Below are 23540 nucleotides of genomic sequence, written 5' to 3' on the forward strand. Positions count from 1 at the left end.
GTCGCTTTTCCGTGCTCTCGACATCGACAGCAAATCGACCTCGGAACGGGAACGGCTGCGCCACACCATCGTTTTTAGTTGGAGCAACCCGGCGGCTCGTTCGCCAGTTCGCTCCCGTGCAACACGACCGATGGCGCAGGTAACGTGCCGCCGTGTCGGTTGCGTACCATCGCCTATGCTGTTTGCAAGGTGAGGCTATGCGGCTCAAGCAGGCGGCATGCAAAGATGCGTGGAACGCGATGTGCCGCGCGACGGAACCAGCAAAAAAATTTGAGGAGGTACAGAAGATGGAAACCAGGATCATGAAGAGAAAACTTCTACTCAGTACCGCAGCGCTGTTGGCGGGCGTGACTGTCGCGACCGCACAGGGAATGCGCGAGGGCGCAGGTACCGGCGGCATCAGCGGCGCCGGTGAACACGGGATGTCCTCGGGCGCATCTGGCGGCCGTTCCTCGGGAGCCCAGATGCAAAACGAGACGCGCGGACAGGGAGGCATGAGAGAAGGCGGGCGGGCCGAAGGCCCGAGCGGCCGGCAGATCGATCGGAGCGAGGCCCGCGGCAAGGAAATGCAGCGTTCGCAGACGACGACAGGACAGGCCGGGCGCGAAAGCGCCCGCGGCGAGGAGCAAACCGAGCGGCAGATCGATCGTAGCAACAAGGCCGAGCGTGGCCAGGCCCAGCGAGACCAGGGCCGCAAGGACCAGACCATCGGACAGGGTCGGAACAGCGAGCAAACTCGCAAGTCGGAAGGTAACAAGCCCGATGCTACGCGGCAGGACGGCGCTCAGACGCGTCAGCAAGATCAGTCCAAGGCCGCAACCCAGAACCAGAACAAGACCGGCGCTGATGCTCAGCAGCAGACGGGCAACCAGGCGCGACAACAGCAACCTGACACCGCTACGCAGAACCAGGGGACGACAGGCGCAGCAACCCAGACCCAGAGCGGTTCGGCAACCCAAGGCCCGACGCAAAATCAACCCGGCATCGCAACTCAGAACCAGGCGAGCCAGACCACCTCGGCTAGCGGCATGACGCTTAGCGCGCAGCAGCAAACAACGATTCACCAGTCGGTGATCTCTGCGAGCAACGCCCCGCGCGTCAACATCAATAGCGTCAACTTCGCAATCAACACCGGCGTGATCGTGCCTTCGCACGTGCATGCGGTGTCGATCTCGGCTTTCCCCGCCATGATCGATGTATTCCCGCAGTACCGCGATTACAGCTTCTTCGTCGTCGAAGACGAAGTCGTGTTCCTGGATCGCGAACGCCGCGTCGTCGACGTTGTGCCGGCCGGGCCGCGTGCGCGCTTTAGCAGCGGCGGTAGCGGCGGAGGCACCATGGCGCTCAATCTCAGCGAGATCGAGATCCGCGAGGTACAGCGGGTTCTGATTGATCGCGGCTTGCTCACCACTGAAGCGGATGGCGTGTTGGGTCCCCGGACACGCGAGGCGCTGATCACCTTCCAGCGGCAGCAGGGCATCCAAGCCAGCGGCAGCATCGATACGAGCACCGTTGGCGCACTGGGACTGTCAAACCGGATTCAGTCCGGCCAGAACGTAACCGGTAGCCAGTCGACCAGCAATCCATCGACCACGACCCAGGGCCAAGTCGGAGCGCAGCAACCCGTGACTCAGCAGAATGCCGCCGGACAGGGAAGCAACCAGACCAACCCGCCCCAGCAGCAGTCGACGACAGGCCAACAGCCGTCTGCCCAGAACCAGCCGGCGCAGCAGAACACGACCGGACAGGCCGCGCCGCAAAACCAATCCGCGGTTGGAGAGGGTAGCAATCAGCCGGCTGCAAACCAGAACACGCAGCCCGGGCAGACCACCGGCGCGGCGCCCTCAACTTCGGGCCAAGCCAACCCGCCGGCGCAAAACCCTGATCAGAATCCAAATAGCAAGTGACGAGACCACAAATCTCGAGCCCCGCTCCGGCGGGGCTCTTTTTTAAGTCTCTCGATCCGCGACGGCGCCGCTGCGGAATCTGCCTAGTTCGGCACCGCCCGCTTCGACGAGGCAACCGCCGGCGCATTGGCGTTGACGGTGACGCCGCGCAGCAGATTGTAGGCGGCACCGAGCGCCTTGTCGTCCTTGACGTCAGGCGGCACGTAGGATTGCGAACCGGTCTGCTCGGCGCCGTCGCCCGCCAGGTGGCCGCGCATCGACGCTTCGCCCTTCAGCTCGGCACGGCTCTTCAGTTCGTCTGGCACGTCCTGCAGCACCTCGATGTCAGGCGTGACGCCCTGGGCCTGGATCGATTTTCCGGACGGCGTGAAATAGCGCGCGGTCGTCAGTGCCAGCGCGCCGTTGGACTTGCCGAGCGGAATAATCGTCTGCACCGAGCCCTTGCCGAACGAACGCGTGCCGATGATGGTGGCGCGCTTGTGGTCACGCAAGGCGCCGGCCACGATTTCCGAGGCCGATGCCGATCCGCCGTTGATCAGCACGACGAGCGGTTTGCCTTTGGTCAGATCACCGCCGCGCGCGACGAAACGCTGGGTTTCCTCCGGCGTGCGGCCACGGGTCGAGACCACCTCGCCCCGCCCCATGAAAGCGCTCGACACCGAGACCGCCTGATCGAGCAGGCCGCCCGGATTGTTGCGCAGATCGATGACGTAGCCCACCAGCTTGTCGGACGGGATCGACTTTGAAATGTCCGCGATCGCCTTGCGCAGGCCGTCGGTAGTCTGCTCGTTGAAGCTGGTAATCCTGATATAACCGATATCGCCGCCCTCGGTGCGGAAGCGCACCGGCCGCACCCGGATGATTTCGCGCACGATCGCGACCTCGACCGGCGTATCCGCGCCCTTGCGGACGATCTTGAGGCGGATCTTGCTGTTGGCCGGCCCCTTCATCTTGCTGACGGCCTGATCGAGCGTCATGCCCTGAATGGAATCATCGTCGATCTGCGTGATCAGATCGCCCGACATGATGCCGGCCTTGGCGGCGGGCGTGTCGTCGATCGGCGCCACCACCTTGACGAGGCCGTCATCCATCGTGACCTCGATGCCGAGCCCGCCAAATTCACCATGCGTGGTCTCCTGCATGTCGCTCCAGCCCTTCGCATTCATGTAGCGCGAATGCGGATCGAGCGAGGAGATCATGCCGTTGATGGCGCCCTCCATCAGCTTGGAATCGTCGGGCTTCTCGACGTAGCTGGCGCGAATACGCTCGAACACGTCACCGAACAGATTGAGCTGCGAATAGGTGCCGTCGGTGCGGGCCGCAGCCTTGGCGGCCGCAACCAGATGCGCCCCCTGCGGTCCGGCGACCAGAAGGGTCAAACAGGCGCCGGTGACCGTGCCGAGGAGAAAGGTGAGATTCCTGCGCATTTGCGTTCCTTCTCGCTATCATCCGCCAAATTCAGGTGAATCGGCGTCCCGGGCTCCGGCGCGGCCAACCAACAACGGCTTTTTGGTCGGATCAAGGCGGTTTCGGCCCGGGCCATTACGGGTTTGCTAAGTATAGGGTTTTGGCGGGAAATGGGCCGGTTTTTTGGGGGGAGTATGGCCCCTGAGTTGTCGTCCCGGCGAAGGCCGGGCCCATACCGCGTGATCTCTCGGTGAAGGCTCGATAGCAGACACCTTCCGCAAAACTTCTCCCTGTGGTTATGGGTCCCCCGATGCGCAATTGCGCATCTGAGCTCAAGGCCGGTACGACGGCGGTGTTTGTTGTTGCACTGTGGTCTAAACGCAGGTTCGCATTCTCGCGACGCATTGCGCCCGAGCTTTGCCAGATTTCCTTGCCCCAAATAAGAGGGCGCAGGGAATGCCGGATGCGCGCTGCACCCGCGGTCTCATGTGCGATTGTGCTAAGAAAGCTGCACATGAGCATACAGGGCAGCGGAGAACATCCGACATTCCCTGCGCAATGGCTTTACGGCTTATGCCGTGATCTCCCCGGAGACGAGTTCTTGGTTGACTCCGTCACCACCGGCTCAGCTTGCGCTTAGCCGACGGCTTGACACCTGCAACGGGTGCCAGGACCACACGGTTTTGCCGTACGCTTTTGTCGCGTTACGTCTCCGCAACATCGGCGTCCACCGCAACCCGCCCAACGTCCGTGACGACGGCCGACGCCCTTCTGACCAGGACGGGATGGGCAAACAAATGCATCTGATTTTGCTTCTGGTAAACAGAAATATTTTTTATTTCGGGGCTTGACACGTTTTCCGTAAATCAGAACTGATTTGCCCGTCGGGTTGATTTGTCGCAGTCCAAGCGGGAAATTTTACTTGCCAGCGGGACGACGCACTTGGCTCAAGGGTGATGATACGCTCTTTCACAGCACGCGGATCGCAAGATTGCGCTTGCGCGCGAGGCGACGCAGTCGGTAGGCCGGATTGGAGCCGAAGGCGTAAATCCGCCGCCTTGGTTGACTCCGAAGGCGGCGGATTACGCTTCGCTCCAATCCGCCCTACGCTTTCCGTCTACTCCGGCCCGGGAACGTCAAGCCCGTCGGTGGTGTACTGGCGGATCTTGTTGCGCAGCGTGCGCACGGAAAGGCCGAGCACGCGCGCGGCGCGGGTGCGATTGCCGTCGCACCGAACCAGCGTCTGCACCACCAGCTCGCGCTCGACCGCTTCGACGGTGGAACCGATCAGCATCGGTACGATTTCATGGGGCGCAAGGTCGTGGGGCGGAATTTCTTGGGGCACAAGGCTTTGCGAATTCGGCGACGAAAACTCCGGCGCGCCGGCAAAAGAATCCTGGGTCATCAACACCTCCCGATCAACGCTAGCCCCCAAACACGGAGCAGAAGCATCAGGAATCAACGGCCCCCAAGCCGCTGAGGGGAAGGTGGGCGGAAATGGTTAACGAAATACTAACGGGGAAGGTCTGCGTGCGGTCGTGCGAAATCAGGTCCGTGCCTCGCGGCCGTGCCATATCCGGGTGATGAGGATGTCCTTGGTCTCGGGGAGAGCGGCATAGCGCACGATGTAGCCGGACGCACCAAACCGGACCACGATCTGCCGGATGTCGGCGTCCCCGGTCGCCATGCCGAGGTCAGGAAATTCCGGCAGTCGGTTGATCGCGGTCCAGATCGATGCCAGCGCGCGTTGCGCGGCGCCGGGATTATTCTGGTCGAGAAAGCTTCGCAATCGCTCGACGTCTTCAACGGCGTCGGGCGCAAGCAGGATCATCCGATCTTGCGCGGCGCGGGGCGAGGCAGCTCGTCCGCCGAACCCCAGCTTGCCACCCAATCCTTCACGTCGTCGAGCGGCACGGCAGCGCGGGTCCGGTTGAACGCATCGAGCCGCCGGCGGTCCTCCGCGATGTCGGGACCTGCGATATCGACCACGGAATCGAGCAGCGCCACCGCTTCCGCGAGCACGGCCGCGACTTCCTGCCCGCGCTCGCTCGCCATCTCGCGCAAGCGAGCGTCAGTGTCAGCGTCGATATCCAGGGTGCGGCGGATGATGTTCATGCAGGAAGGATAATAGCGGAGGGGCGGATTGTCGAGATGTCGGCTCGTAGGATGGGTAGCGCGACTGCGTCCGCTGAAGGTCAACCCGGCAAAGGTGGAAGCGAAACCCATCGAGGCAATCGCGACATCGGATGGGTTTCGCAAGGGCTCAACCCATCCTACGAGCGACCAGTCTGGTTGCAGGTTGCGCGCGGCGCGATCCCGAATACGATAGCCGCAACCGGCCAGCAGCAGGGAGGTTCGCGATGGCCCTCGACACCGACAAACTCGACGACACAGCGCTGGCGCTGCTCTATCTGACGCTCCACGACGACAACAGGGCCTGGAAGGGGATGGATTGGGGCGTGCTTGGCCGTCTGCACGACAAGGGCATGATCCACGATCCCGTGGGGAAGGTGAAGTCGGTGGTCTTCACGCAGGAAGGATTGGAGCGGGCCAAGGCGCTGTTTGAGGAGATGTTCAAGAGGTAGGGGCGGTGATTGCAGCTCGTAGGATGGGTAGAGCGACCGCGTCCGCCGAAGCTCAACCCGGCAAAGGTGGAAGCGAAACCCATCGAGGCGATCGCGACATCCGATGGGTTTCGCAAGGGCTCAACCCATCCTACAAGCCGCGTCCGCTAGCGCACCGGCTCCTTGGTCCGTTCTTCGGTTGCAACCGTTTCCGCCGTCCTGGTCGAGCGGACCATCAAAAATGTCCCCGAGAGCGTGGCGGCCGGCAAGCGCCAGCGGCCGCTGATTTCCGTGGCGTCGGCATTGACCGCGCCTTCATAGAAGACCTTGTCATAGCCGTAGCCCGGCGGTTCGTACGTCTTGACGAACGACACCATGGTGCCGGAGCGTTGACCAGCGATCGAGGCGTTGTGAGTGCTCACCGGGCAGCCTGATGTCATGCAAGGTTCGGTCACGCTTCCTCCGAGCGCGCCACCGGAATCGATGAGCGTCGTCAGAAACGTGACCATTCCAACTGACGGCTGAATATAAGTGCCGTCCCAGACGCCGGTCAGATCGTTCGTCATTGCGGTCCAGGTGAGTGCGCGTACCTCACAACACCCGATTGCTCTCCTTCACCTTCTCCGCGTCCAGATAAACCTGTCCGCCCATTTCCTTGAACTTCTGGCTCATCGTCGCCATGCCATCCTCGATCACGCCTGACATCGACATGCCGACGCTGCCGGCGACCGCGCGCTTGTCGGGGTCGTTCAGCGTGGCGGCGTAGTCGCGGACGTCCTGCGTGATTTTCATCGAGCAGAACTTTGGGCCGCACATCGAGCAGAAATGGGCGACCTTGTGGGCTTCCTTGGGCAGCGTTTCGTCGTGATAGGCGCGGGCGGTTTCGGGGTCGAGGCCGAGGTTGAACTGGTCCTCCCAGCGGAAGTCGAAGCGGGCGCGGGAGAGGGCGTCGTCGCGCAGCTGGGCTGCGGGATGACCCTTGCCGAGATCGCTGGCGTGGGCGGCGATCTTGTAGGTGATGACGCCGACCTTGACGTCGTCGCGGTTGGGCAAGCCGAGATGCTCCTTCGGCGTCACGTAGCAGAGCATCGCGCAGCCGAACCAGCCGATCATGGCGGCGCCGATGCCTGAGGTGATGTGGTCGTAGCCCGGTGCGATGTCCGTGGTCAGCGGCCCGAGCGTGTAGAACGGCGCCTCGCCGCACTCCTTGAGCTGCTTGTCCATGTTGATCTTGATCTTGTGCAGCGGCACGTGGCCGGGGCCTTCGATCATGACCTGGCAGCCCTTCTTCCAGGCGATCTGCGTCAGCTCGCCGAGCGTCTCCAGTTCGGCAAACTGCGCGCGGTCGTTGGCGTCGGCGATCGAGCCGGGACGCAGGCCATCGCCGAGCGAGAACGAGACGTCATACTTGCGCATGAGATCGCAGATCTCTTCGAAGTGGGTGTAGAGGAAGCTCTCCTTGTGATGCGCCAGGCACCACTTCGCCATGATCGAGCCGCCGCGCGACACGATGCCGGTGACGCGGTTAGCGGTGAGGTGGATGTAGGGCAGGCGCACGCCGGCGTGGATGGTGAAATAGTCGACGCCCTGTTCGCACTGCTCGATCAGCGTGTCCTTGTAGAGCTCCCAGGTGAGTTTCACCGGATCGCCATCGCACTTCTCCAGCGCTTGGTAGATCGGCACCGTGCCGATCGGGATCGGCGCATTGCGCAGAATCCATTCGCGCGTAGTGTGGATGTTGCGGCCCGTCGAGAGGTCCATCACGGTGTCGGCGCCCCAGCGGATCGCCCACACCATCTTGTCGACTTCCTCCTCGACCGAGGAGGTCACCGCGGAGTTGCCGATATTGGCGTTGATCTTGGTGAGGAAGTTTCGGCCGATGATCATCGGCTCGAGTTCGGCATGGTTGATGTTGCAGGGAATGATGGCGCGGCCGCGCGCGATCTCGCTGCGGACGAATTCCGGCGTCACGAACGCCGGCACCGCGGCGCCAAAACTTTCGCCGTCGGCGATCGCGGCTTCCGCGCGTTCGAGCTGCTGCTTGCGGCCGAGGTTTTCGCGGGTCGCGACGTAGATCATCTCCTTGGTGATGATGCCGGCGCGGGCGAATTCGAGCTGCGTGATCATGTGGCCGTCGAGCCCGCGCAGCGGCTTGTGGTGCGCGGTGAAGGCCTTTGCGGCGTGGGAAGCGCCGACATTGCCATTGTCTTCCGGCTTGATATCGCGGCCTTCGTACTCCTCGACGCCGCCGCGCTCCTTCACCCACTCGATGCGCGCGCGCTTCAGGCCGGCATTGACGTCGATGGTGACATCAGGATCGGTGTAGGGACCGGAGGTGTCGTAGACCGGCAGGTTAGGCTCGCCGGCGCCTTCGCTCAAAATGATCTCGCGCAGGGGAACGCGGACATCGGCGGCTTCATCGGGGGTGACCCAGATTTTTCGCGAGGCGGGAAGGGGACCGGTGGTGACGGCGGGCAGGGTGGTGTCGGGGTTGGAGCGGATGTTCATGTTATCCTCCGTTGAATTTCTGATTGTCGAAGTGTTCCTCGGTAGCCGTCATCCTCAGGTGCGAGCACTTGCGAGCCTCGAAGGATGGAGCCGGGCCGTCGCCCTTCGAGGGCCGCTGAAGAAGCGGCCACCTCAGGGTGACGGTTTGAAATCATTGGTGCCTCATCATCACGCGGCCTTCGCATCCTGGCCGAGCCATTGCCGCACCCGCGCGTCGGGGTCGGTGTTCTGGGTGACGTCTGAGACCACCGCGATCGAGTCGGCGCCGGCCGCAAAGATCTCGGCTGATTGCTCGAACTTGATGCCGCCGATTGCGACCAGCGGGATGTCGCCGATGCGCTTTTTCCATTCGGTGATTTTCGGAATGCCCTGCGGCGCGAAGCGCATCGATTTCAGCGTGGTCGGGAAGATCGGCCCGAGCGCGATGTAATCCGGCGCTGCGCGGAGCGCGGTCGCCAGTTCTTCGTCGTCGTGGGTGGAGATACCGAGCGTCAGCTTTGCCTTGCGGATTTCGTCGAGATCGGCGTCGGCAAGATCTTCCTGGCCGAGATGCAGATGCTCTGCGCCCGCGACGATCGCCGCGCGCCAGTAATCATTGACCACGAGTTTTGTGGACGTGCCCTTGGTCACCGCGAGCGCGTCGCTGACGATCTGCAGCGCCTCGGAGTCGTTCAGGTCCTTGGCGCGCAGCTGGATGGTGCCGACGCCAAGCGCGGTCAGCCGGGCCACCCATTTGACGCTGTCGACGACAGGATAAAATTTATCAGGATACGGCATGCCAGAACGGTGTCCCGATGACAGGGGTTGAAGGGGAGGCGAAATCGCGGGCTTCCATCAGCCCGGCCTCGTAAGCGGTACGTCCAGCCTCGACGCCGAGGCGAAACGCATTCGCCATCGCGACGGGATCGGCGGCTTTTGCGATTGCGGTGTTGAGCAGCACCGCGTCGTAGCCGAGCTCGAGGGCGTGGGCCGCGTGCGACGGCGCGCCGAGGCCGGCATCCACCACCAGCGTGATGTCAGGCAGCCGGTCGCGCAGCAGTTTTAGGGCGTCGCGGTTGGTGATGCCTTTTGCACTTCCAATCGGCGCGGCCCATGGCATCACGACCTTGCAGCCGGCGTCGACCAATCGCATCGCAACCCCGAGGTCTTCGGTGCAGTAGGGAAATACTTCAAAGCCGTCCTTGATCAGGATGCCGGCGGCCTCGACGAGGCCAACCACGTCGGGCTGCAGCGTGTCGTTGTCGGCGATCACTTCCAGCTTGATCCAGGGCGTGCCGAACAATTCGCGCGCCAGCTTGGCCGTGGTCACCGCTTCCTTGACGCTGCGGCAGCCGGCGGTGTTCGGCAGCACCGACACGTCGAGCTCGCGGATCAGCGACCAGAACGCATCCCCGGTCTTGCCGCCGGCGGATTCGCGCCGCAGCGACACGGTGACGATACTGGCGCCGGAGGCGCGGATCGCGCCTTGCATGATCGCCGGCGAGGGATACAGCGCGCTGCCAATCAGCAGGCGGGAAGAGAAGGTTTTGCCGTAGAAGTTCAGCATGGTCGGTATCCCAGCATAGAGGCTGTCATCCCCGCGAAGGCGGGGATCCAGTATTCCAGAGGCCGTGGTGTTGAATCGAGAAGCCGCGGCGTACTGGGTCGCCCGGTCAAGCCGGGCGATGACAGCGGAGTTTGACGAACCACCATCCTCACCCTCCCTGCCGTGGCGTGATGATCTCGATCTCGTCGCCGGCTTTCAGCATCGTCTCGGCCCAGCGGCTTTTCGGCAGCACGTCGTAATTCAGCGCGATCGCGAAATGCGTGCCTTCGTATTCGAGCTCGCTGAGCAGCGCGTCGATGCGCGAGGCGGTGATCTCGCGCGCCTCGCCGTTGATGGTCACACGCATTGCATCACCTCATTGTCGATCACGCCGCGCTGCAGATAAGCGAGCGTCAGCTCGGCCAGCGCGGGGGCCAGCAGAAAGCCGTGGCGATAGAGCCCGTTGACGGCGATCTTGTCGTTGTTGATTGCGATCCGCGGCAGATTGTCGGGATAGGCCGGGCGCAGCCCTGAGCCGAATTCGACGATGCGGGCTTCGGCGAAAGCCGGATGCACCGCATAGGCAGCGCCGAGCAATTCCAGTGCCGAGCGCACGCTGACGCCGGTGTCCTCGGCCTCGATCGAGGTCGCGCCCAGCATGAACCTGCCGTCGCCGCGCGGGATCACATAGAGCGGCCAGCGCGGATGGATCAGCCGGACCGGGCGCGCCAGTTCCACTTCCGACGTCTCGACGATGATCATCTCGCCCTTGACGCCGCGCAGCTCCGGCTGCGTGTCGCGCGCGGCCAGGCCGCGGCAATCGATCACGATGCCGTCGAGATCATCAGCGCTCGCGTCGCTCTCGAACTTGATCTGGCCGCCGGCCGCGGCGATGCGCGCGTGCAGTTCCGGCAGCACGCGCCGCGGCTCGACATGGCCCTCATCGGCGTAAAACAGCCCGTCGCGGAACCGGCCCTCCAGCGAGGGTTCGAGTTCGCGCAGGCCCTGAGCGTCGAGCCTGATATGGCCTGACGTGAGTTTGGCAAAACGTTCGAAATCGGCGCGGTCGCGCGGATGCGCCACCACCAGTGAACCGTTGAACGGGGTGTCTGGAAAATGCTCGCGCCAGAGGTCGAGCGAGCGGATGCCGAGCCGGCCGATCACGGGTTCCGACGCCTCGGCCTCGCACCAGGGCGCCAGCATGCCGCCGGCCCAATGGCTGGTGGCCAGCGTCATCCCGGCGTCACTGCGCTCGTACAGAGTGACGGCGTGGCCGGCCTCTGCGAACAGCAACGCCTGCCATGCGCCGGCAATGCCGGCGCCGATAATAGATACAGGGGAATCCCCCCGCGGCTTGAAACCCTGAAACATCCCTGTCCCTTCGCCGGCATGACCCGGATCAGGTTCAAAGGGTCACCGCGGTCCCAAACCGTGCCATTTGGCAGGTCCAAGCTTGCGGTATCTCAGCTCCTCGTCGGAGCCCCCCTCGGAACAGGTCTAATGTAAGCCGATGTCGGGGCGTGTCAACGCGGCTTGGCGGCGTTTGCACCTGATAAGGCGTCTGGCGGTTGCGGAACCTGCGGCTTCGCCTCGGCGAGTTTCTTCGGACGCTTCTTCGGGATCGGGACGAGCGTCGCTGCTGCTTTCGGCTTTTCGACCACCTCGGCCGGTTTCAAAGCTTCTTTCGGCTCAATAGCTGCTTCCTTCGCCTCCACCGGGGCGTCCCTGGCCGGCGTGATGTCCCTTGGCGGGGCGCTCGCCAGCACCGGTCCCGGCTGGTTCAGCCGTTCCAGCCGCTGGCGCTTTGCAACGTAATAATAGCCGCTGGCGTATAAACGCATGGCGCGGGCATGATCGCTGTTGGCGGCGCGCCAGGCGCCGGCGAGATATTTCACGCCATAGGTGAGATTGGTGTCGGGATCGCGCAGGCCCGCCGCGTCGCCGGCGTAGCCAAGGCCGCGCGCGGTCGGAAGCTTGATCTGCATCAGCCCGATCGTGCCGCCGCGTCCGACCAGATCCGGATGATATCTGCTTTCGCGAACGATCACGCGGTGCACCAGCGCTTCCGGCACATTGTTGGCGCGGGCATGGGCGGCGACCAGGCTTTCATATTGCGCGCGCTGTTGCGCTGCAGCTGGTGGCGCAACCAAAAAAGTTGCCACGACGGAGAACGCGGCCAAGTTCAGCAAAGCTTTCATAAAAAAATCTCGGGAGCGCAACTTGCGCGTTAACGATTTGCGTAACACGATTATTGCGGTGGATCGACGGGCAATAGAGGAAAAATTCGACGCCATTGCGGCGATTGGTTCGAACAGGATTGCGGCGATTCGTCCGAGCATGAATGTCGTGCAAATGATTCGAGGAAGGTTTAAAACCTCGCGACAGCTTGTTCAGTTTCGACAGCAGACCTGTCTATTTCAAATACAAAACAAAAATATCAGCGAGGGGAGATGCGCCATGGCTCGACTGGATTCCAGCTATTTGCCCCGTGAGAATCCCTGTGCCCAATGCGGAACGCCGATCTCGAGACCCGACTGGATCGAATGCAACGCGGGCCGTACGTCCTTCCTGTGGTATTGCCGCGTCTGCGACTATCAGTTCGAGGCGGTCGCGATCTACGAGGAATCGCATCCGGATTCACTGGCGGCCTGAGTAACAACAAAACCCGATCTACGCAGCAATGCTCTGCTGATGAACCGGCAATTGTATCCGCACCACCAGCCCATGCGGCTGCCGGTCGTGCAGTGACAGCGCGCCGCCATGCGCGAGCACGATGGCGTTGGCGATGGAAAGGCCGAGGCCGAAGCCCGCGGCTTCATCCATGTTGCGGGCGTCGTCGCCGCACACGAACGGCTCCAGCACGTTCAGCTTCTGCGCGTCCAAAATGCCGGGGCCGTCGTCTTCGACGTCGATGGTGATCCGGTCATCAGACACGCGAAGACGGATGACGGCCTCGGCGCCGAACCGCACGGCATTTTCCACGAGGTTGGTGACGCTGCGGTGCAGATCGTCCGGCCGCACCGTCGCCATCGCATGCGCGGGGCCGTCGTAAGCGACCTTGCGACCCATGTCGCCGAATTGATCGGTGATCAGCTGCAGCGTGCTGGCGACGTCGGCCAGCGTCATCGATTCAAGCCTGCGGTCGTTGCGCAGGAACGACAGCACCGATTCCAGCATCACGCGCATCTGGTCGAGATCGTCGAGCATGCGGCTGCGATGGGTTTCGTCCTCGATGAATTCGGAGCGCAGCCGCATTCGTGTGATCGGCGTACGCAGATCGTGGCTGATGGCGGCGAGCATTTTGGTGCGGTCGTCGATCAGGCCGGTGATGCGCGCGCATCCGGTTCAGCGCCCGTGCGACCGCGCGGATTTCCTCCGGCCCACGCTCGGGCAGCGGCGCCGCCGCGCCGTTGAGGCTGAAGCTTTCGGCGGCCTTTGCGGGTCCTGGCGGACCGGGTGGCCCCGGCGGCGCCGTTGGGCCGCCTCCCGGCGGTCCGCCGCCCGCGGACGGTGCGTCCTCGAGTGACGACACTTCTTCGAGCACCACTTCGCTCGACAACATCCTCAAGCAGTTTTTGCAGACACTGCAGGAATCACTGTCGGCGTCGTCATCCACGAGCTACAGCGCGACCGGCAGATCGGGCACATCGAGCACCGGTGCGTCGTTCTCGGCGTTGCTGATCGACTACCGGAGCTGACGTCTTTTCTGCGCAGCGAGCGATGTAGCCATCCTTCGCAGCCATCCTTGCCGAAAGGGAAGGGTGGCTGTCTCATTTTGCGGTGCGGGAACTGGCCACCGGCTGGAGCGTTAGACCCTTGATTCATGTGTGGAGGGTCCGATGGCAATCGACGTCATGACCAAGCCGCATCAGTTGATCGCGAGCGATCGTGTCGAAGGCACCGCGGTGCGACGACCGAACGGCGACATGATCGGCCATATCGAACGGCTGATGATCGACAAGATCTCCGGCAAAGTATCTTACGCCGTGTTGAGCTTCGGCGGGTTCCTCGGCATGGGCACCAACCTGCTTCCGTTGCCCTGGGGCCGGCTGAGCTACAATACCAAATTCGAAGCCTACGAACTCGACATCGACGATGAAGAGTTGAAGCGCGCGCCGTCGTTCCGCGCCGACAAGGATTTCGATTGGGGCGACCGCGCGCAGGAAGCGGAACTGCATCGCTACTACGGCATGCCGCCTTACTGGGGCGGATTCTAGAGCGTTTTCAAGCGAAGCGGGGAGCGGTTCGCGTTAAGGAAACGGGCAAAATATCAAGTCGCGCCTGTGTTCCATTCTCGAAACATTGGAACACTTGCTCAGGTGGCGGGTTTTCTCGGCATCGATTTCGAAACTGAGGAGAACCGATATGTTAGCTAAATATACCATCGCCGGCCTGGCCGGTTCTGCGTTGCTTGCATCGGTCGCGTTCGCACAGGCACCGACGACTCCCGCTGAACCGAGCAAGGCCCCAGCGCCTGCCGCTGAAACAAGCAAGGCGCCAGCGCCTGCGACGGCGTCTGACATGTCTTCGTCGTTCCAGGGCACCTGGCGCGCCTCGAAGATGGTCGGCTTGAACGTGTACAACGACAAGAATGAAAGCCTCGGCTCGATCAACGACCTGCTCACCGACAAGAGCGGCGACATCAAGGCCGTGGTGATCGGCGTTGGCGGCTTCCTCGGCGTCGGCGAGCATCTGGTTGCGGTGCCGCTCGACAAGGTCAAGTTCGTCATGGAGCCCGTCGCCTATACCGGCGCCGCAAACGCGCCCGCCAGCGGCGGCGCACGGCCGGGATCGACCACGACCACGGGTGCGGCCACGGCGCCTGCGGCTAAGTCGAATCCCTGGTATCCGGATCACGCCGTGCTCAGCGCGACCAAGGATGAGCTGAAGGCGATGAGCGAGTTCAAGTACTCGACCAACTAAGCTCGCGACTTTAAGTCTGGACTGATCTGAAAGTCTGGACTGATCTGAAAGGCCGGACGGCATCATTGCCGCCCGGCCTTTTGTTTTGCTGAAGCTCGCTCTGCGTGAAATTGCTGCACCGCATCCTATCAGGCCCCGAATCCCGATGTTAGGCTGAGGCGCGGCAGGAGCACCTTTAAGTCCTGCCTGTAACATCAACAGGAGGACGACATGGCTGAGAGCGTCTACAAGGTGATTGAGCTGATCGGTACCAGCAAGGACTCCTGGGAAAAGGCCGCGTCCGCGGCTGTGGCGAGGGCCGGAAAATCCTTGCGCGATCTTCGCGTCGCCGAAATCGTGCAGCTCGATCTGCAACTGGACGCCAAAGGCAAGGTCGAAGCCTACCGCGCCAAGGTGAAAGTCTCGTTCAAATTTGAAGGGTGATATACGCGTACCCACCACCGTCATGGCCGGGCATAGCCGTCCGAAGGACGGCGTCGCTTCCGCTAGCCTATGCCCGGCCATCCACGTCTTTCTTGCTTGACGGAAGTCTAGACGTGGACGCCCGGGACAAGCCCGGGCATGACGACTTCTAATATCGACGGCGCTCACAATCCCGGCAGTGCGGTCACAAACACATTGATGCCGCCTTCGGCTTCCGCGATCACGCGCAGCGTTTTTGAATCGAAGGCGATGTCGGCCAGTCTCAGCTTGGTGATCTCGGCGGCGACGCGAATGCCGTCCTCGTTCTTCTGGAAGTCCGCGATCACGGCGGCGATCTTTTTCTGCGCATTGCTGGCGAATGGCTTGAGGTCGACGGTGGCCTTGTCCGCCAGCGCCTTCTGCAGATGCGGCATCGCCGCGCGCGCCGCGGCGCCGAGCAGGCCGAACGCCGCTTCCGACTCGACCGCGAGTTCGATGTCGGTCAGCCGCAGGGTCTGCTGCGCCTGATCGAGCATCGGCTTGCCCCAGATATGCACATTGGCCTCGCCGCCGAAGCCGAAGAAGCTCTTCTTCTCCTTGGCATTCACCAACAGCGAAATCAGCAGGCGATTGCCGGATGCCGCCACCGTGGCGCGTTTCACGGTGACGTCAACCGAGCCCGAGCCGTCTTCCGGAAACATCTTTCCGGCGAACTGCGCCTCGACGATCTTGTTGATGTCGGTGAAGGGCATGTCGACGGGGACGCCGATCGCGACCCGGCCCGGCGTCGGCGGCACGATCGAGATGGTGGCGGGGAACGGGCAATTGGGCTTGGTCTCGACCGGGGTGATGCGGGTCTCCGCCTCGATGCCGAGCGTCAGTATCAGCGCCTGCGCGTCCACGCGCGGTTGGGCGGCAATCGCCCGGGTCGGCCGCAGCTCCAGCCACAGCGCCGGCAGCGATGAGCTGGCGCCGGTGCCCTGCAGCGGGATCGAGCGGCAGGCCTTGGCCCACTGCACCTTCGCGTTGTTTTCAAACGCGGGATCGTTGCGCATCCGCGCCTGCACCAGATTGATCTGATCGGCGACCGTCTTGTCGATCAGCGGCTTGACCTGGGCCGGCACGTTGATGCGGGCACCGGCCATCGTCACGCTGGTGTCGCCCAGGTTCACCTGCGCGCCGAGATTGGGCTCGATGCGCCAGGCGGCGGCGATCTTGGGCCGCGCGGTGATAACGACGTTGCCCTTGATCTCGGCTGACGCGTTGAGGTTCTTGATGTTCACGCTGCCGATCTGTTTGGCGACGTTGCCGCCGAGCAGGCCGCCGAGCGCGTCGCCGACCGCGCCCGTTGCCTTGGCCGACAGCGAACCGGTGACGTTGAGCGTCCCGGTCAGCGGCGTCGTCAGCGTCAGCGCGTCCTGCGCGCCGGTCGCGGCGATCGGTCCGCGCGAGGCGGTCCAGCCGATATCGGCGTTCTGCAGGATCTGCGAGATGGGATTTTCGGCCTTGCCGTTGAAGGCGCGCGGCGAAGCCCGATCGGCGGCGTCGCGGATCGCCGTCAACGCGACCGCGATCGGCGCCATCACGGTGGAGCTGCGCGGGGCGGGAGCGAGTGGCGGCAATTCGACAAGCGCCGGCGGCTTGACCGTGCCGCGCGGCGCCAGCCAATCCATAGCTTTCAGGCTGATCAGAAACGAAACCGCGATCACTGCGGCCCCGATCAGGATCGTTTTGGAATGCATCGGCAGACGCATCGTCCCCCCGGACCGATCGAGCCCTGGCATTTTCGGACCGCTTCGCGCGAAGAAAACGCGTCAAAAACAAGGCTGGAGCCCGACCGGCTCCGGCGGGAGTTTTACAGGGACGGGGCGGGCGGCGCCAGAGCGGGATCAGGCCGGTCGTCGGATGCGTTAACGCCGGCGCCTGGCGAGCCCGTTGCTGTTCGGCCAGCCCGCGGCACCGTCGGTTCTCAAGGGCAGGTTCCAGCTGGCGGCGTGTGCTTGAGCGCGCGGCCGGCAGCTACGGCGGTCAGTTTGCCGTCCAGAACGGAGGCCGCCCCATTGACCAATAGTGTCTGCACGCCGACGCTCAGTTCGCGAGGGCGCACATAGTCCGCCCTGGGGGCGTAGCGGGCAGGGTCGAACACCACGACGTCGGCAAAATAGCCGGGCCTCAAATAACCGCGCCGGTCGAGCTTGAAAATGTCGGCCGACAGGCCGGTGGACTGGCGGATGAACGTCTTCAGGTCGATGACGTGCCTCTCCTGGACATAGACCGCATATTTTTGCGGAAAGGTCGCATATTGGCGGGGATGGCCATCGGTGCCGTCAGAACCGGTGACCACCCACGGCTGCTTCATGACGAGGTCGACGTCGCTGTCGATCATGTTGAACGAGGCGATCGAGTCCTTGACATTGGCGCGGAGAATCCGCACCGCGGCGTCGACCGGTTCGACCTTCCATGTTTCCGCCATCTCCGAAAGCCGCTTGCCAGTCCATGGCCGCTCAACGCTGGTCAGCAGGATAGATTCGGCGCCGCCGCGGCGTCGCAGGTTCTCGATCATCTCAACGCGTATCCTGACCATCGCCGCCGGATCATCGAAGCGCTGGATCATGGCCGGATAGCCACCGTCGACCGCCCAGCGCGGCACGAGCGCAGCGTCGAGGCTGGTGCTCGACGCCAGCCATGGATACTGGTCGGCCGTCACCCGCTGGCCGGTCGCTCTCGCCGCCTCGATCAACCGGATCACATCCGGCACCTGTCCCTGCAGATCGACGCCGAGCGCTTTCAGATGCGCGAAGTGGACTGGGATCTCAGCTTCGCGGCCGATCTGCAAAACCTCCCTGGCCGAGTTCATCAGGCCGATGGAGTAGGAGCTCTCGTCGCGCTGATGGGTGTCATAGATGCCGCCGCGCCGGGCGGCCTCCCTGGCCAGGGCCACCACCTCGTCAGTCTTGGCGAAACTCTGCGGGGCGTAGAACAGCCCGGCGGAAAGCCCGATCGCCCCCTCGCACATGCCCTTGGCGACGAGTTCCTTCATGCGCTCCAGTTCCGGTGGGGTGGGCGCGCGAGCATTATGGCCGAGCACCGCCTCGCGCACCGCGCCGAACCCGACATAGCTGGCGATGTTGGTGCCGATCTTCTCCGCTTCCAGCCGGGCGTGATCGGCGGCTACCGCCGGATCGCCCCTGCCGTCGACGCCGATGAAGATGGTCGAGACACCCTGCATCTGCCACGGCGCGTTCAGGCGCTTGGCCGCATCGGGCGAGCGGATGAAGCTCTCCGGGTGGGTATGAACGTCAATGAATCCGGGCGCCACGATCATGCCCTGCCCGGCGATGTTCGCTGTTGCGGCAGGTGCGCCGGCGGAAGGGCCGACATAGACGATCTTGTCCGCGGTGACCGCGATGTCGCCGACAAGCGGGGCTTCGTCGCCACCGGTGTAGATGGTGCCACCCCGGATGGCGAGATCGGCAGTCTGTGCGACGGCTGCGCCGACGTTCGCGATGAATCCGGCGCACACGGCGGCAAGCAGGGCAGGCGTGCATTTCATTGGCAATCTCCGCAGGCGGACGGCGTCCTGGAACAGCGCGGCGAGGAGCGTCATCGTCGTTGCCGCCAAGTCTTGGGAATTGTTCGTGATGTCCGGCGGGATACTAGTTGGCGCGATCTGACCGATCCAATGCAAAATTCACATTGGACAGGCCGGACCTGGCACGAGGATTTGCGCTGGTGGCGACGGGTGTGTAGATTCACTCGAAGTCAGCGAGCCGTCGTTGACGAAGGCCTCAGCAATGCTGAGGTTGATCCTGTCCGTGAGGCTGGATTGGGTGGCGGCTCGCTGGCGTCCGGCTTTCGCCAAGGGTCAGCCAAGGCTCCGCGAAGACTCCGCGCGATCATCTGCACCAAAATCCCCGCACATCGATCGCGGACGACGATAGTTCGTCGGGCGCAGGATAGAGTTACGAGCGGCGCCCAACGGGCCGCGCTTTGCGCACGCCCGTTGGGCTCACTCCACCTTTCGGACTAGCCGCCGGGCGGTGTGTATGAGCCACGAAGCTGGACCGCCTTCTGGCGAACCAGCATGATTTCATCCTGCGTCCACAACCGAGTCAGGGTTACATTGTGGATGGCTCCGGATGCCACCACCGTGCCCGAAATGGCCGGTGCTGCATTGGGGTCAGGTACATCGAAGATTACCAGAACGCCGGGTCCATCGGCCGCGGTGCTGTACATCGAAAGCAATTTGCCACCAGCTGCTTCGATCAGCTTTTTCGCCGCTTCCTGGCGATTGGTCTTGGGATTTTCCAAGATCTTGTTGAGAGCTTGAGGCGTATATTGTGCCGTCATACAAAAATGCATGATGTCCTCCTGTTGGGTGTGTTTGATCAACGAGGCGCACGCCTCCCTGCCGGCTCCATTGAAAACGGATCGGCCCCCCAAAACGTGAGATGAACATTGCAAGCCCGCCGTGGGCAAAAATACCGCTAGCACTCCAACGGGCCTTCGGCACTGCCCGCTTGCGGCTGCCGGTTAACCTACATCAATCGCGCGCCATGCGGAAGAGCGCTTGGGCCGAGACCGTCCGGCTTAATCCTAAAGCGAAGCCGACGATCCCTCTAGCGTCGAAGGATCGGTTCGGCGCAGGAAGAAGCACGCGGTGAAAATCGCCAACGCGCTGAGCTTATGGAATCGCTGGCGAAGTGCCGACTGAGTCATTCCGCCTTGATGTTTGCCGTGCGGATCACCTTGCCCCACTTCTCGGTTTCATCGGCGATGAACGTGCCGAAGTCGGCAGACGAGCCTGAAAGCATCGTGCCGCCGAGATCGGTAAGCCGCGCCCTTGCCACAGGACTGGCGAGGATCGCGTTGATTTCCTTGTTGAGCAGGCCAACAATTTCGGCTGGCGTGTCCTTCGGGGCGCCAACGCCGAAAAACGCACTCGCCTCGAAGCCCGGCACGCTGTCGCCTACCGTCGGGATGTCAGGCAAGCCATGCCAGCGTGTTGCGGTTGTGACCGCCAATGCCCGCAGTCGGCCAGCCCTGATGTGTTCGATCGAATTGGAGACGTTATCGAAGGCGACCTGTATTCGGCCACTCAGCAGGTCGGTCAGCACGCCCGGCATGCCGCGATACGGCACATGCACCATGTCGACGCCGGTCATTTGCTTGAACAACTCGGCGCAGACATGGACGGAGGTTCCGATGCCGGCCGAGCCGTAGCTGATGCTGCCGGGATTGGCCTTGGCATAGGCAATAAGCTCAGGAACGGTCTCGACCGGGAGTGATGGAGTTACCTCCATGACATTCGGAACACGCATGATGGCCGCGACCGGCGAGATGTCGCGGATGAAATTGAAACTGAGATTGCCGTAAAGCGCCGGGCTGATTGCATTCCCGACGCTGATCAGGAGCAGCGTGTGGCCATCGGGTGATGCGCGAACCACCGCTTCGGTGGCGATGTTGCTGCCGGCGCCCAGACGGTTCTCAACGATGAATCGTTGCCCGAGGCGCTCCGACAAGGCCTGGCCAATGATGCGCGCCAGGATGTCAACGATGCCGCCGGCAGCGAACCCGGCGATGATCCGAACCGGCCGCGACGGATAGGTCTGAGCCCGCGCTATCCGCGAAGCGGCCGGGAACGCGGCAGCACCTGCTGCCAGATTCAAAAATCGACGGCGCTGAAGCTTCATGAATCCTCCCTGCAATCGACGGCGGCGTTGTTCCGCCTTTTTTGACCGCCGAGCACATTGTGCCGGCCGACGGCGTCGTTGCTCTTGATTGCCGAGTTCTAAGCAACATAACGCACTTCGGCCGTGCGCGAAGATGTTTTTGGGGAATGGTGCCTGCAGCAGCGAACTGCGCAACGCAAAAACGGCCCCGCGAATGCCGGAGCCGTTTTTGGATTTCGAAGTTTGAGTCTTAGCGGATGGCGCGGCCGAGGTCGGCGCGGCGATCCGTCATCGGCAGCACGATCACCTTGGTGCCGACGCTGACGCGCGAATAGAGGTCGCTGACGTCTTCATTGGTGAGGCGCAGGCAACCTGAGGAAACGCGGGTGCCGATCGTCTCGGGAGCATTGGTGCCGTGGATGCGATAGATGGTGCCGCCGAGATACATCGCGCGGGCGCCGAGCGGGTTACCCGGGCCACCGGTCATGTGGCGCGGCAGGTAGGGCTGGCGGGCGATCATTTCCGGGGGCGGGGTCCATGCCGGCCATTCCGCCTTCTTGGTGATCGTCTGCGTGCCGGACCAGGTGAAGCCGTCGCGGCCGATGCCGATGCCGTAGCGCATCGCCTGGCCGTTGCCCATCACCAGATAGAGATAGGTGTTGGGGGTGTCGATGATGATGGTGCCCGGAGCTTCGCGGGTGTTGTAGTTCACGACCTGGCGGCGCAGGCGGGCGGGCAGCTCGAAGCGCTCTTCGTCCTGCGAGGGAGCAACCGCGACCGGCGGCGGAGCGGCTTCGACCGGGGGCGCCATGAAGAAGGGAAACAGCGGCAGCGGGGCTGCGGCGGCGGGTGCGGAAAATGCGGTCGCGCCGATCGCGATGGCGCCGAAAGCGGCGGCGGCGAGGCGGGTATTCTGTTTGAATGAATTGAACATCAGTCGTCCCCTTCAGTTTGCGCCCTGTCGCGCCAGTTCCAGCGCGTCGTTGAGGCAAACCAGTACAGGCCAACCGTTTCAGGACATTTGCACAATGCCGCCAAAATGGTTTCGTCGCGTTAGGGAATTGTTTCAGGACGGCTTCGTCGCAGGGCTTGGGGACGGCAGCGGGGGCGCGGTTCGTGCGCAAAGCATTAAAAAAATAGAGAAGAAGCTGCCGTTCTTGCTTAGCTCTGCAGCGCCCGCAGCCGCTGCATGTCGGGCTCGGCCGTGCCGATCGTGGCGCGGCGGTCGGTCACCGCATGGTGGAATTGTTCGAGCGCCAGCCCGATGGCGGCTAATTCCCCGTCCTCGATCGCACCGTCCTCATGACAGTCGAGTGCCTCGCGCAACAGCGCATCCGCGGTGCCCTGCATCTCGAACAATTCTTCCGGCGTTTCGGCGGTGCGCGCCTTCGAAATCAGGTCGAGCAGATTGTCGCGATGCTCGGAATATTGCTCGCGTTCGTCCCGCTTCCAGTAATGCTGCAGCCAGGCCCATGCCGAGCCGATGCCTGAGAGCACCATGACCGCGAACCAGAGGTAGTCGCTGTTTCGTTCGAGGAACGTCCGCTCGTTGCCGTCGATATAGGCGGCGGCGCCGGTGTGCGCGGGCAAGGCGGCGTCCTTGTCGGTGTCCGGCTTCTCGATCTGGCTTGCGATCGGCAATTCGCGCGCGAGCTGCTGGCGGTGGGTGAAGATCTGGCGGGCGAGCGCGCCGACCGCGGTGTCGGACAGCAACTTCGGCGCGATGATCAAATGGTTGACGCTGACGGTATCGATCTTGTCTTCGGGGCGCGCCGGCGATGAAGCGAAGATGCTGCCGGGAATTTCTTCGGCTTCATAGACCGGGTGCTTCTTCGAAATCGCTTCCGACACCTCGATCGGGAGAAATTTCGGTTCGCCGCGGACCGCTGCGGTGGCGTTGATCGCGTCGACGGTGATCCTGCTGTTGAGCGGGCCGACCGTCATGTACGCGTCGACGCTCTGGTCGCGTGCCATCTCGGCGAGCTGATTGACCCCGAACTGGGTGATCGTCACCTTGTCGGCCTTGATGCCGGCCTCGGTCAGGATCGTGCGCAGCAGCTTGACGTTGGCCTCGGTTCGTCCGACCACGCCGACGCGATGTCCGGCGAGTTCGTCGAGGCTCTTGATCTTGGCCACCGGCGTTTTCTTCGAGCCCTTCGGCGCGATGCCTGACGGCGCCCACAGCACGACGACGTTCTTGCGCAGGATGGCGACCGACTCGGCGTTGGCCGGCAGGTTCAGATCGCCGCGCGCCACCGCAAGGTCGGCCTTGCCGGTGTTGAACAGCGCGATGCTCTCGACCGCGCCCGGGGTCGAAACGAGCGACAACCGAACGGCGCCGTGGTCGCGCGCGAAGGTCTGCGCCATCAGCTGGATCAGTTTCTGATCGTCGCTGCCGGGAGGGCCAACCGCGATCCGCAAGGTGACCGGCTGCAACAGATAATAAAGCGTGGCGGCGGCGGCGCCGAAAATGAAAATTCCGGCGGCGAGCAGCAGCAGCGAGTTGTTCTTTCGCTTCCGGCGCGGGCGGGAGGGAGCGGAATTTGCGTTCGGGCTTGACATCGTACTGTCACGTTACACGAAAAAGCGCCGGGACGACGGGAAAAACATCCTTACAGATCGATGACGTCAT

23 protein-coding genes, 2 pseudogenes and 1 riboswitch are annotated in these 23540 nt (G+C 63.1%); of the genes and pseudogenes, 7 read left to right on the forward strand and 18 right to left on the reverse strand.

Going from position 1 to position 23540, the window contains the following annotated elements; genetic code table 11:
• The first annotated feature begins 197 nt into the window (after positions 1–197).
• Positions 198–1907, forward strand: coding sequence for a peptidoglycan-binding domain-containing protein (locus JQ558_RS29430; protein WP_249142691.1), 1710 nt, complete (start codon positions 198–200; stop codon positions 1905–1907).
• 83 nt (positions 1908–1990) lie between these two features.
• Here JQ558_RS29430 and JQ558_RS29435 read toward each other — a convergent pair whose 3' ends face one another.
• The 4 genes from JQ558_RS29435 to JQ558_RS29450 all read right to left on the reverse strand — a co-directional run bounded on the left by JQ558_RS29435 (position 1991) and on the right by JQ558_RS29450 (position 5573).
• Entirely contained in the window at positions 1991–3334 is a 1344-nt protein-coding gene (locus tag JQ558_RS29435) for a S41 family peptidase (RefSeq protein ID WP_212272407.1), read from the reverse strand.
• Between the two features lie 1097 nt (positions 3335–4431).
• A complete protein-coding gene (locus tag JQ558_RS29440) occupies positions 4432–4719 on the reverse strand; it encodes a helix-turn-helix domain-containing protein (protein ID WP_212275951.1) in 288 nt (95 codons plus the stop codon).
• Positions 4720–4860: 141 nt separating this feature from the next.
• Entirely contained in the window at positions 4861–5145 is a 285-nt protein-coding gene (locus JQ558_RS29445) for a type II toxin-antitoxin system RelE/ParE family toxin (RefSeq protein ID WP_212295964.1), read from the reverse strand.
• On the reverse strand, positions 5142–5573 hold the full coding sequence (locus JQ558_RS29450) for a hypothetical protein (protein WP_249142692.1): 432 nt from the start codon (positions 5571–5573) through the stop codon (positions 5142–5144). The genes JQ558_RS29445 and JQ558_RS29450 overlap by 4 nt, the downstream gene beginning before the upstream one ends.
• A gap of 101 nt (positions 5574–5674) precedes the next feature.
• On the opposite strand from JQ558_RS29450, the gene JQ558_RS29455 reads away from it, so the two are divergent.
• A complete protein-coding gene (locus JQ558_RS29455) occupies positions 5675–5899 on the forward strand; it encodes a DUF6429 family protein (RefSeq protein ID WP_212211699.1) in 225 nt (74 codons plus the stop codon).
• Between the two features lie 146 nt (positions 5900–6045).
• On the opposite strand, the gene JQ558_RS29460 is transcribed toward JQ558_RS29455, so the two are convergent.
• The 7 genes and pseudogenes from JQ558_RS29460 to JQ558_RS37515 all read right to left on the reverse strand — a co-directional run.
• Complete coding sequence (locus JQ558_RS29460; RefSeq protein ID WP_212211697.1) at positions 6046–6444, reverse strand: hypothetical protein; 399 nt, start codon at positions 6442–6444, stop codon at positions 6046–6048.
• A 25-nt stretch (positions 6445–6469) separates the two neighbouring features.
• Positions 6470–8386, reverse strand: a complete 1917-nt coding sequence (thiC, locus tag JQ558_RS29465; protein ID WP_212295965.1) for a phosphomethylpyrimidine synthase ThiC — start codon at positions 8384–8386, stop codon at positions 6470–6472.
• A gap of 168 nt (positions 8387–8554) precedes the next feature.
• Positions 8555–9163: a thiamine phosphate synthase gene (locus JQ558_RS29470; RefSeq protein WP_212211693.1), complete on the reverse strand. Its 609-nt coding sequence runs from the start codon at positions 9161–9163 to the stop codon at positions 8555–8557.
• Positions 9150–9932, reverse strand: coding sequence for a thiazole synthase (locus tag JQ558_RS29475; RefSeq protein ID WP_212295966.1), 783 nt, complete (start codon positions 9930–9932; stop codon positions 9150–9152). Before JQ558_RS29475 ends, JQ558_RS29470 begins: the two co-directional genes overlap by 14 nt.
• A 148-nt stretch (positions 9933–10080) precedes the next feature.
• Complete coding sequence (gene thiS, locus JQ558_RS29480) at positions 10081–10278, reverse strand: sulfur carrier protein ThiS (protein WP_212211688.1); 198 nt, start codon at positions 10276–10278, stop codon at positions 10081–10083.
• Positions 10269–11282 (reverse strand): FAD-dependent oxidoreductase, encoded by a 1014-nt coding sequence (locus tag JQ558_RS29485; RefSeq protein WP_212295967.1) that lies wholly within the window; start codon positions 11280–11282, stop codon positions 10269–10271. The genes thiS and JQ558_RS29485 overlap by 10 nt, the downstream gene beginning before the upstream one ends.
• Positions 11270–11408: riboswitch (TPP riboswitch) on the reverse strand. Its footprint overlaps the gene before it by 13 nt.
• Positions 11409–11686: 278 nt before the next feature.
• A pseudogene (locus JQ558_RS37515) lies at positions 11687–12109 on the reverse strand (transglycosylase SLT domain-containing protein); the annotation flags it as partial.
• A 22-nt stretch (positions 12110–12131) separates the two neighbouring features.
• Between JQ558_RS37515 and JQ558_RS38205 the strand changes: the two are divergent.
• The gene (locus JQ558_RS38205; RefSeq protein WP_312015048.1) at positions 12132–12563 is read left to right on the forward strand and encodes a hypothetical protein; all 432 of its coding nucleotides are present in this window, start codon (positions 12132–12134) and stop codon (positions 12561–12563) included.
• Positions 12564–12581: 18 nt separating this feature from the next.
• On the opposite strand, the pseudogene JQ558_RS29500 reads toward JQ558_RS38205, so the two are convergent.
• Positions 12582–13350: pseudogene (locus JQ558_RS29500) on the reverse strand (ATP-binding protein); the annotation flags it as partial.
• Between JQ558_RS29500 and JQ558_RS29505 the strand changes: the two are divergent.
• The 4 genes from JQ558_RS29505 to JQ558_RS29520 all read left to right on the forward strand — a co-directional run bounded on the left by JQ558_RS29505 (position 13322) and on the right by JQ558_RS29520 (position 15257).
• Positions 13322–13609, forward strand: coding sequence for a hypothetical protein (locus tag JQ558_RS29505; protein ID WP_212296009.1), 288 nt, complete (start codon positions 13322–13324; stop codon positions 13607–13609). The pseudogene JQ558_RS29500 and the gene JQ558_RS29505 overlap by 29 nt on opposite strands.
• 141 nt (positions 13610–13750) lie before the next feature.
• A complete protein-coding gene (locus JQ558_RS29510) occupies positions 13751–14128 on the forward strand; it encodes a PRC-barrel domain-containing protein (RefSeq protein ID WP_212033827.1) in 378 nt (125 codons plus the stop codon).
• A 148-nt stretch (positions 14129–14276) separates the two neighbouring features.
• Positions 14277–14834 (forward strand): PRC-barrel domain-containing protein, encoded by a 558-nt coding sequence (locus JQ558_RS29515; RefSeq protein ID WP_212211681.1) that lies wholly within the window; start codon positions 14277–14279, stop codon positions 14832–14834.
• Positions 14835–15044: 210 nt separating this feature from the next.
• On the forward strand, positions 15045–15257 hold the full coding sequence (locus JQ558_RS29520; RefSeq protein ID WP_212211674.1) for a dodecin family protein: 213 nt from the start codon (positions 15045–15047) through the stop codon (positions 15255–15257).
• A 164-nt stretch (positions 15258–15421) separates the two neighbouring features.
• On the opposite strand, the gene JQ558_RS29525 is transcribed toward JQ558_RS29520, so the two are convergent.
• The 6 genes from JQ558_RS29525 to JQ558_RS29550 all read right to left on the reverse strand — a co-directional run bounded on the left by JQ558_RS29525 (position 15422) and on the right by JQ558_RS29550 (position 23470).
• Positions 15422–16990, reverse strand: coding sequence for a DUF4403 family protein (locus JQ558_RS29525; protein WP_212295968.1), 1569 nt, complete (start codon positions 16988–16990; stop codon positions 15422–15424).
• Positions 16991–17205: 215 nt separating this feature from the next.
• Positions 17206–18924, reverse strand: a complete 1719-nt coding sequence (locus JQ558_RS29530) for an amidohydrolase family protein (protein ID WP_212295969.1) — start codon at positions 18922–18924, stop codon at positions 17206–17208.
• Between the two features lie 338 nt (positions 18925–19262).
• A complete protein-coding gene (locus JQ558_RS29535) occupies positions 19263–19628 on the reverse strand; it encodes a GYD domain-containing protein (protein ID WP_249119512.1) in 366 nt (121 codons plus the stop codon).
• Positions 19629–19951: 323 nt separating this feature from the next.
• A complete protein-coding gene (locus JQ558_RS29540) occupies positions 19952–20929 on the reverse strand; it encodes a tripartite tricarboxylate transporter substrate binding protein (RefSeq protein ID WP_212296008.1) in 978 nt (325 codons plus the stop codon).
• A 229-nt stretch (positions 20930–21158) separates the two neighbouring features.
• Positions 21159–21842, reverse strand: a complete 684-nt coding sequence (locus JQ558_RS29545) for a L,D-transpeptidase (RefSeq protein ID WP_212295970.1) — start codon at positions 21840–21842, stop codon at positions 21159–21161.
• A 227-nt stretch (positions 21843–22069) separates the two neighbouring features.
• Complete coding sequence (locus tag JQ558_RS29550) at positions 22070–23470, reverse strand: TAXI family TRAP transporter solute-binding subunit (RefSeq protein WP_212295971.1); 1401 nt, start codon at positions 23468–23470, stop codon at positions 22070–22072.
• Positions 23471–23540: the final 70 nt, after the last annotated feature.

This window comes from Bradyrhizobium sp. AUGA SZCCT0160 (assembly GCF_018130105.1).
In the GTDB taxonomy this organism is placed as follows: Bacteria; Pseudomonadota; Alphaproteobacteria; order Rhizobiales; family Xanthobacteraceae; genus Bradyrhizobium.

Bases quoted from the DNA above. Each gene is read 5' to 3' on its own strand.
- JQ558_RS29430 (WP_249142691.1), top strand. From the start codon at position 198: ATGCGGCTCAAGCAGGCGGCATGCAAAGATGCGTGGAACGCGATGTGC.
- JQ558_RS29435 (WP_212272407.1), bottom strand. From the start codon at position 3,334: ATGCGCAGGAATCTCACCTTTCTCCTCGGCACGGTCACCGGCGCCTGT.
- JQ558_RS29440 (WP_212275951.1), bottom strand. From the start codon at position 4,719: ATGACCCAGGATTCTTTTGCCGGCGCGCCGGAGTTTTCGTCGCCGAAT.
- JQ558_RS29445 (WP_212295964.1), bottom strand. From the start codon at position 5,145: ATGATCCTGCTTGCGCCCGACGCCGTTGAAGACGTCGAGCGATTGCGA.
- JQ558_RS29455 (WP_212211699.1), top strand. From the start codon at position 5,675: ATGGCCCTCGACACCGACAAACTCGACGACACAGCGCTGGCGCTGCTC.
- JQ558_RS29460 (WP_212211697.1), bottom strand. From the start codon at position 6,444: ATGACGAACGATCTGACCGGCGTCTGGGACGGCACTTATATTCAGCCG.
- thiC (WP_212295965.1), bottom strand. From the start codon at position 8,386: ATGAACATCCGCTCCAACCCCGACACCACCCTGCCCGCCGTCACCACC.
- JQ558_RS29470 (WP_212211693.1), bottom strand. From the start codon at position 9,163: ATGCCGTATCCTGATAAATTTTATCCTGTCGTCGACAGCGTCAAATGG.
- JQ558_RS29475 (WP_212295966.1), bottom strand. From the start codon at position 9,932: ATGCTGAACTTCTACGGCAAAACCTTCTCTTCCCGCCTGCTGATTGGC.
- thiS (WP_212211688.1), bottom strand. From the start codon at position 10,278: ATGCGTGTGACCATCAACGGCGAGGCGCGCGAGATCACCGCCTCGCGC.
- JQ558_RS29485 (WP_212295967.1), bottom strand. From the start codon at position 11,282: ATGTTTCAGGGTTTCAAGCCGCGGGGGGATTCCCCTGTATCTATTATC.
- JQ558_RS29510 (WP_212033827.1), top strand. From the start codon at position 13,751: ATGGCAATCGACGTCATGACCAAGCCGCATCAGTTGATCGCGAGCGAT.
- JQ558_RS29515 (WP_212211681.1), top strand. From the start codon at position 14,277: ATGTTAGCTAAATATACCATCGCCGGCCTGGCCGGTTCTGCGTTGCTT.
- JQ558_RS29520 (WP_212211674.1), top strand. From the start codon at position 15,045: ATGGCTGAGAGCGTCTACAAGGTGATTGAGCTGATCGGTACCAGCAAG.
- JQ558_RS29525 (WP_212295968.1), bottom strand. From the start codon at position 16,990: ATGCGTCTGCCGATGCATTCCAAAACGATCCTGATCGGGGCCGCAGTG.
- JQ558_RS29540 (WP_212296008.1), bottom strand. From the start codon at position 20,929: ATGAAGCTTCAGCGCCGTCGATTTTTGAATCTGGCAGCAGGTGCTGCC.
- JQ558_RS29545 (WP_212295970.1), bottom strand. From the start codon at position 21,842: ATGTTCAATTCATTCAAACAGAATACCCGCCTCGCCGCCGCCGCTTTC.
- JQ558_RS29550 (WP_212295971.1), bottom strand. From the start codon at position 23,470: ATGTCAAGCCCGAACGCAAATTCCGCTCCCTCCCGCCCGCGCCGGAAG.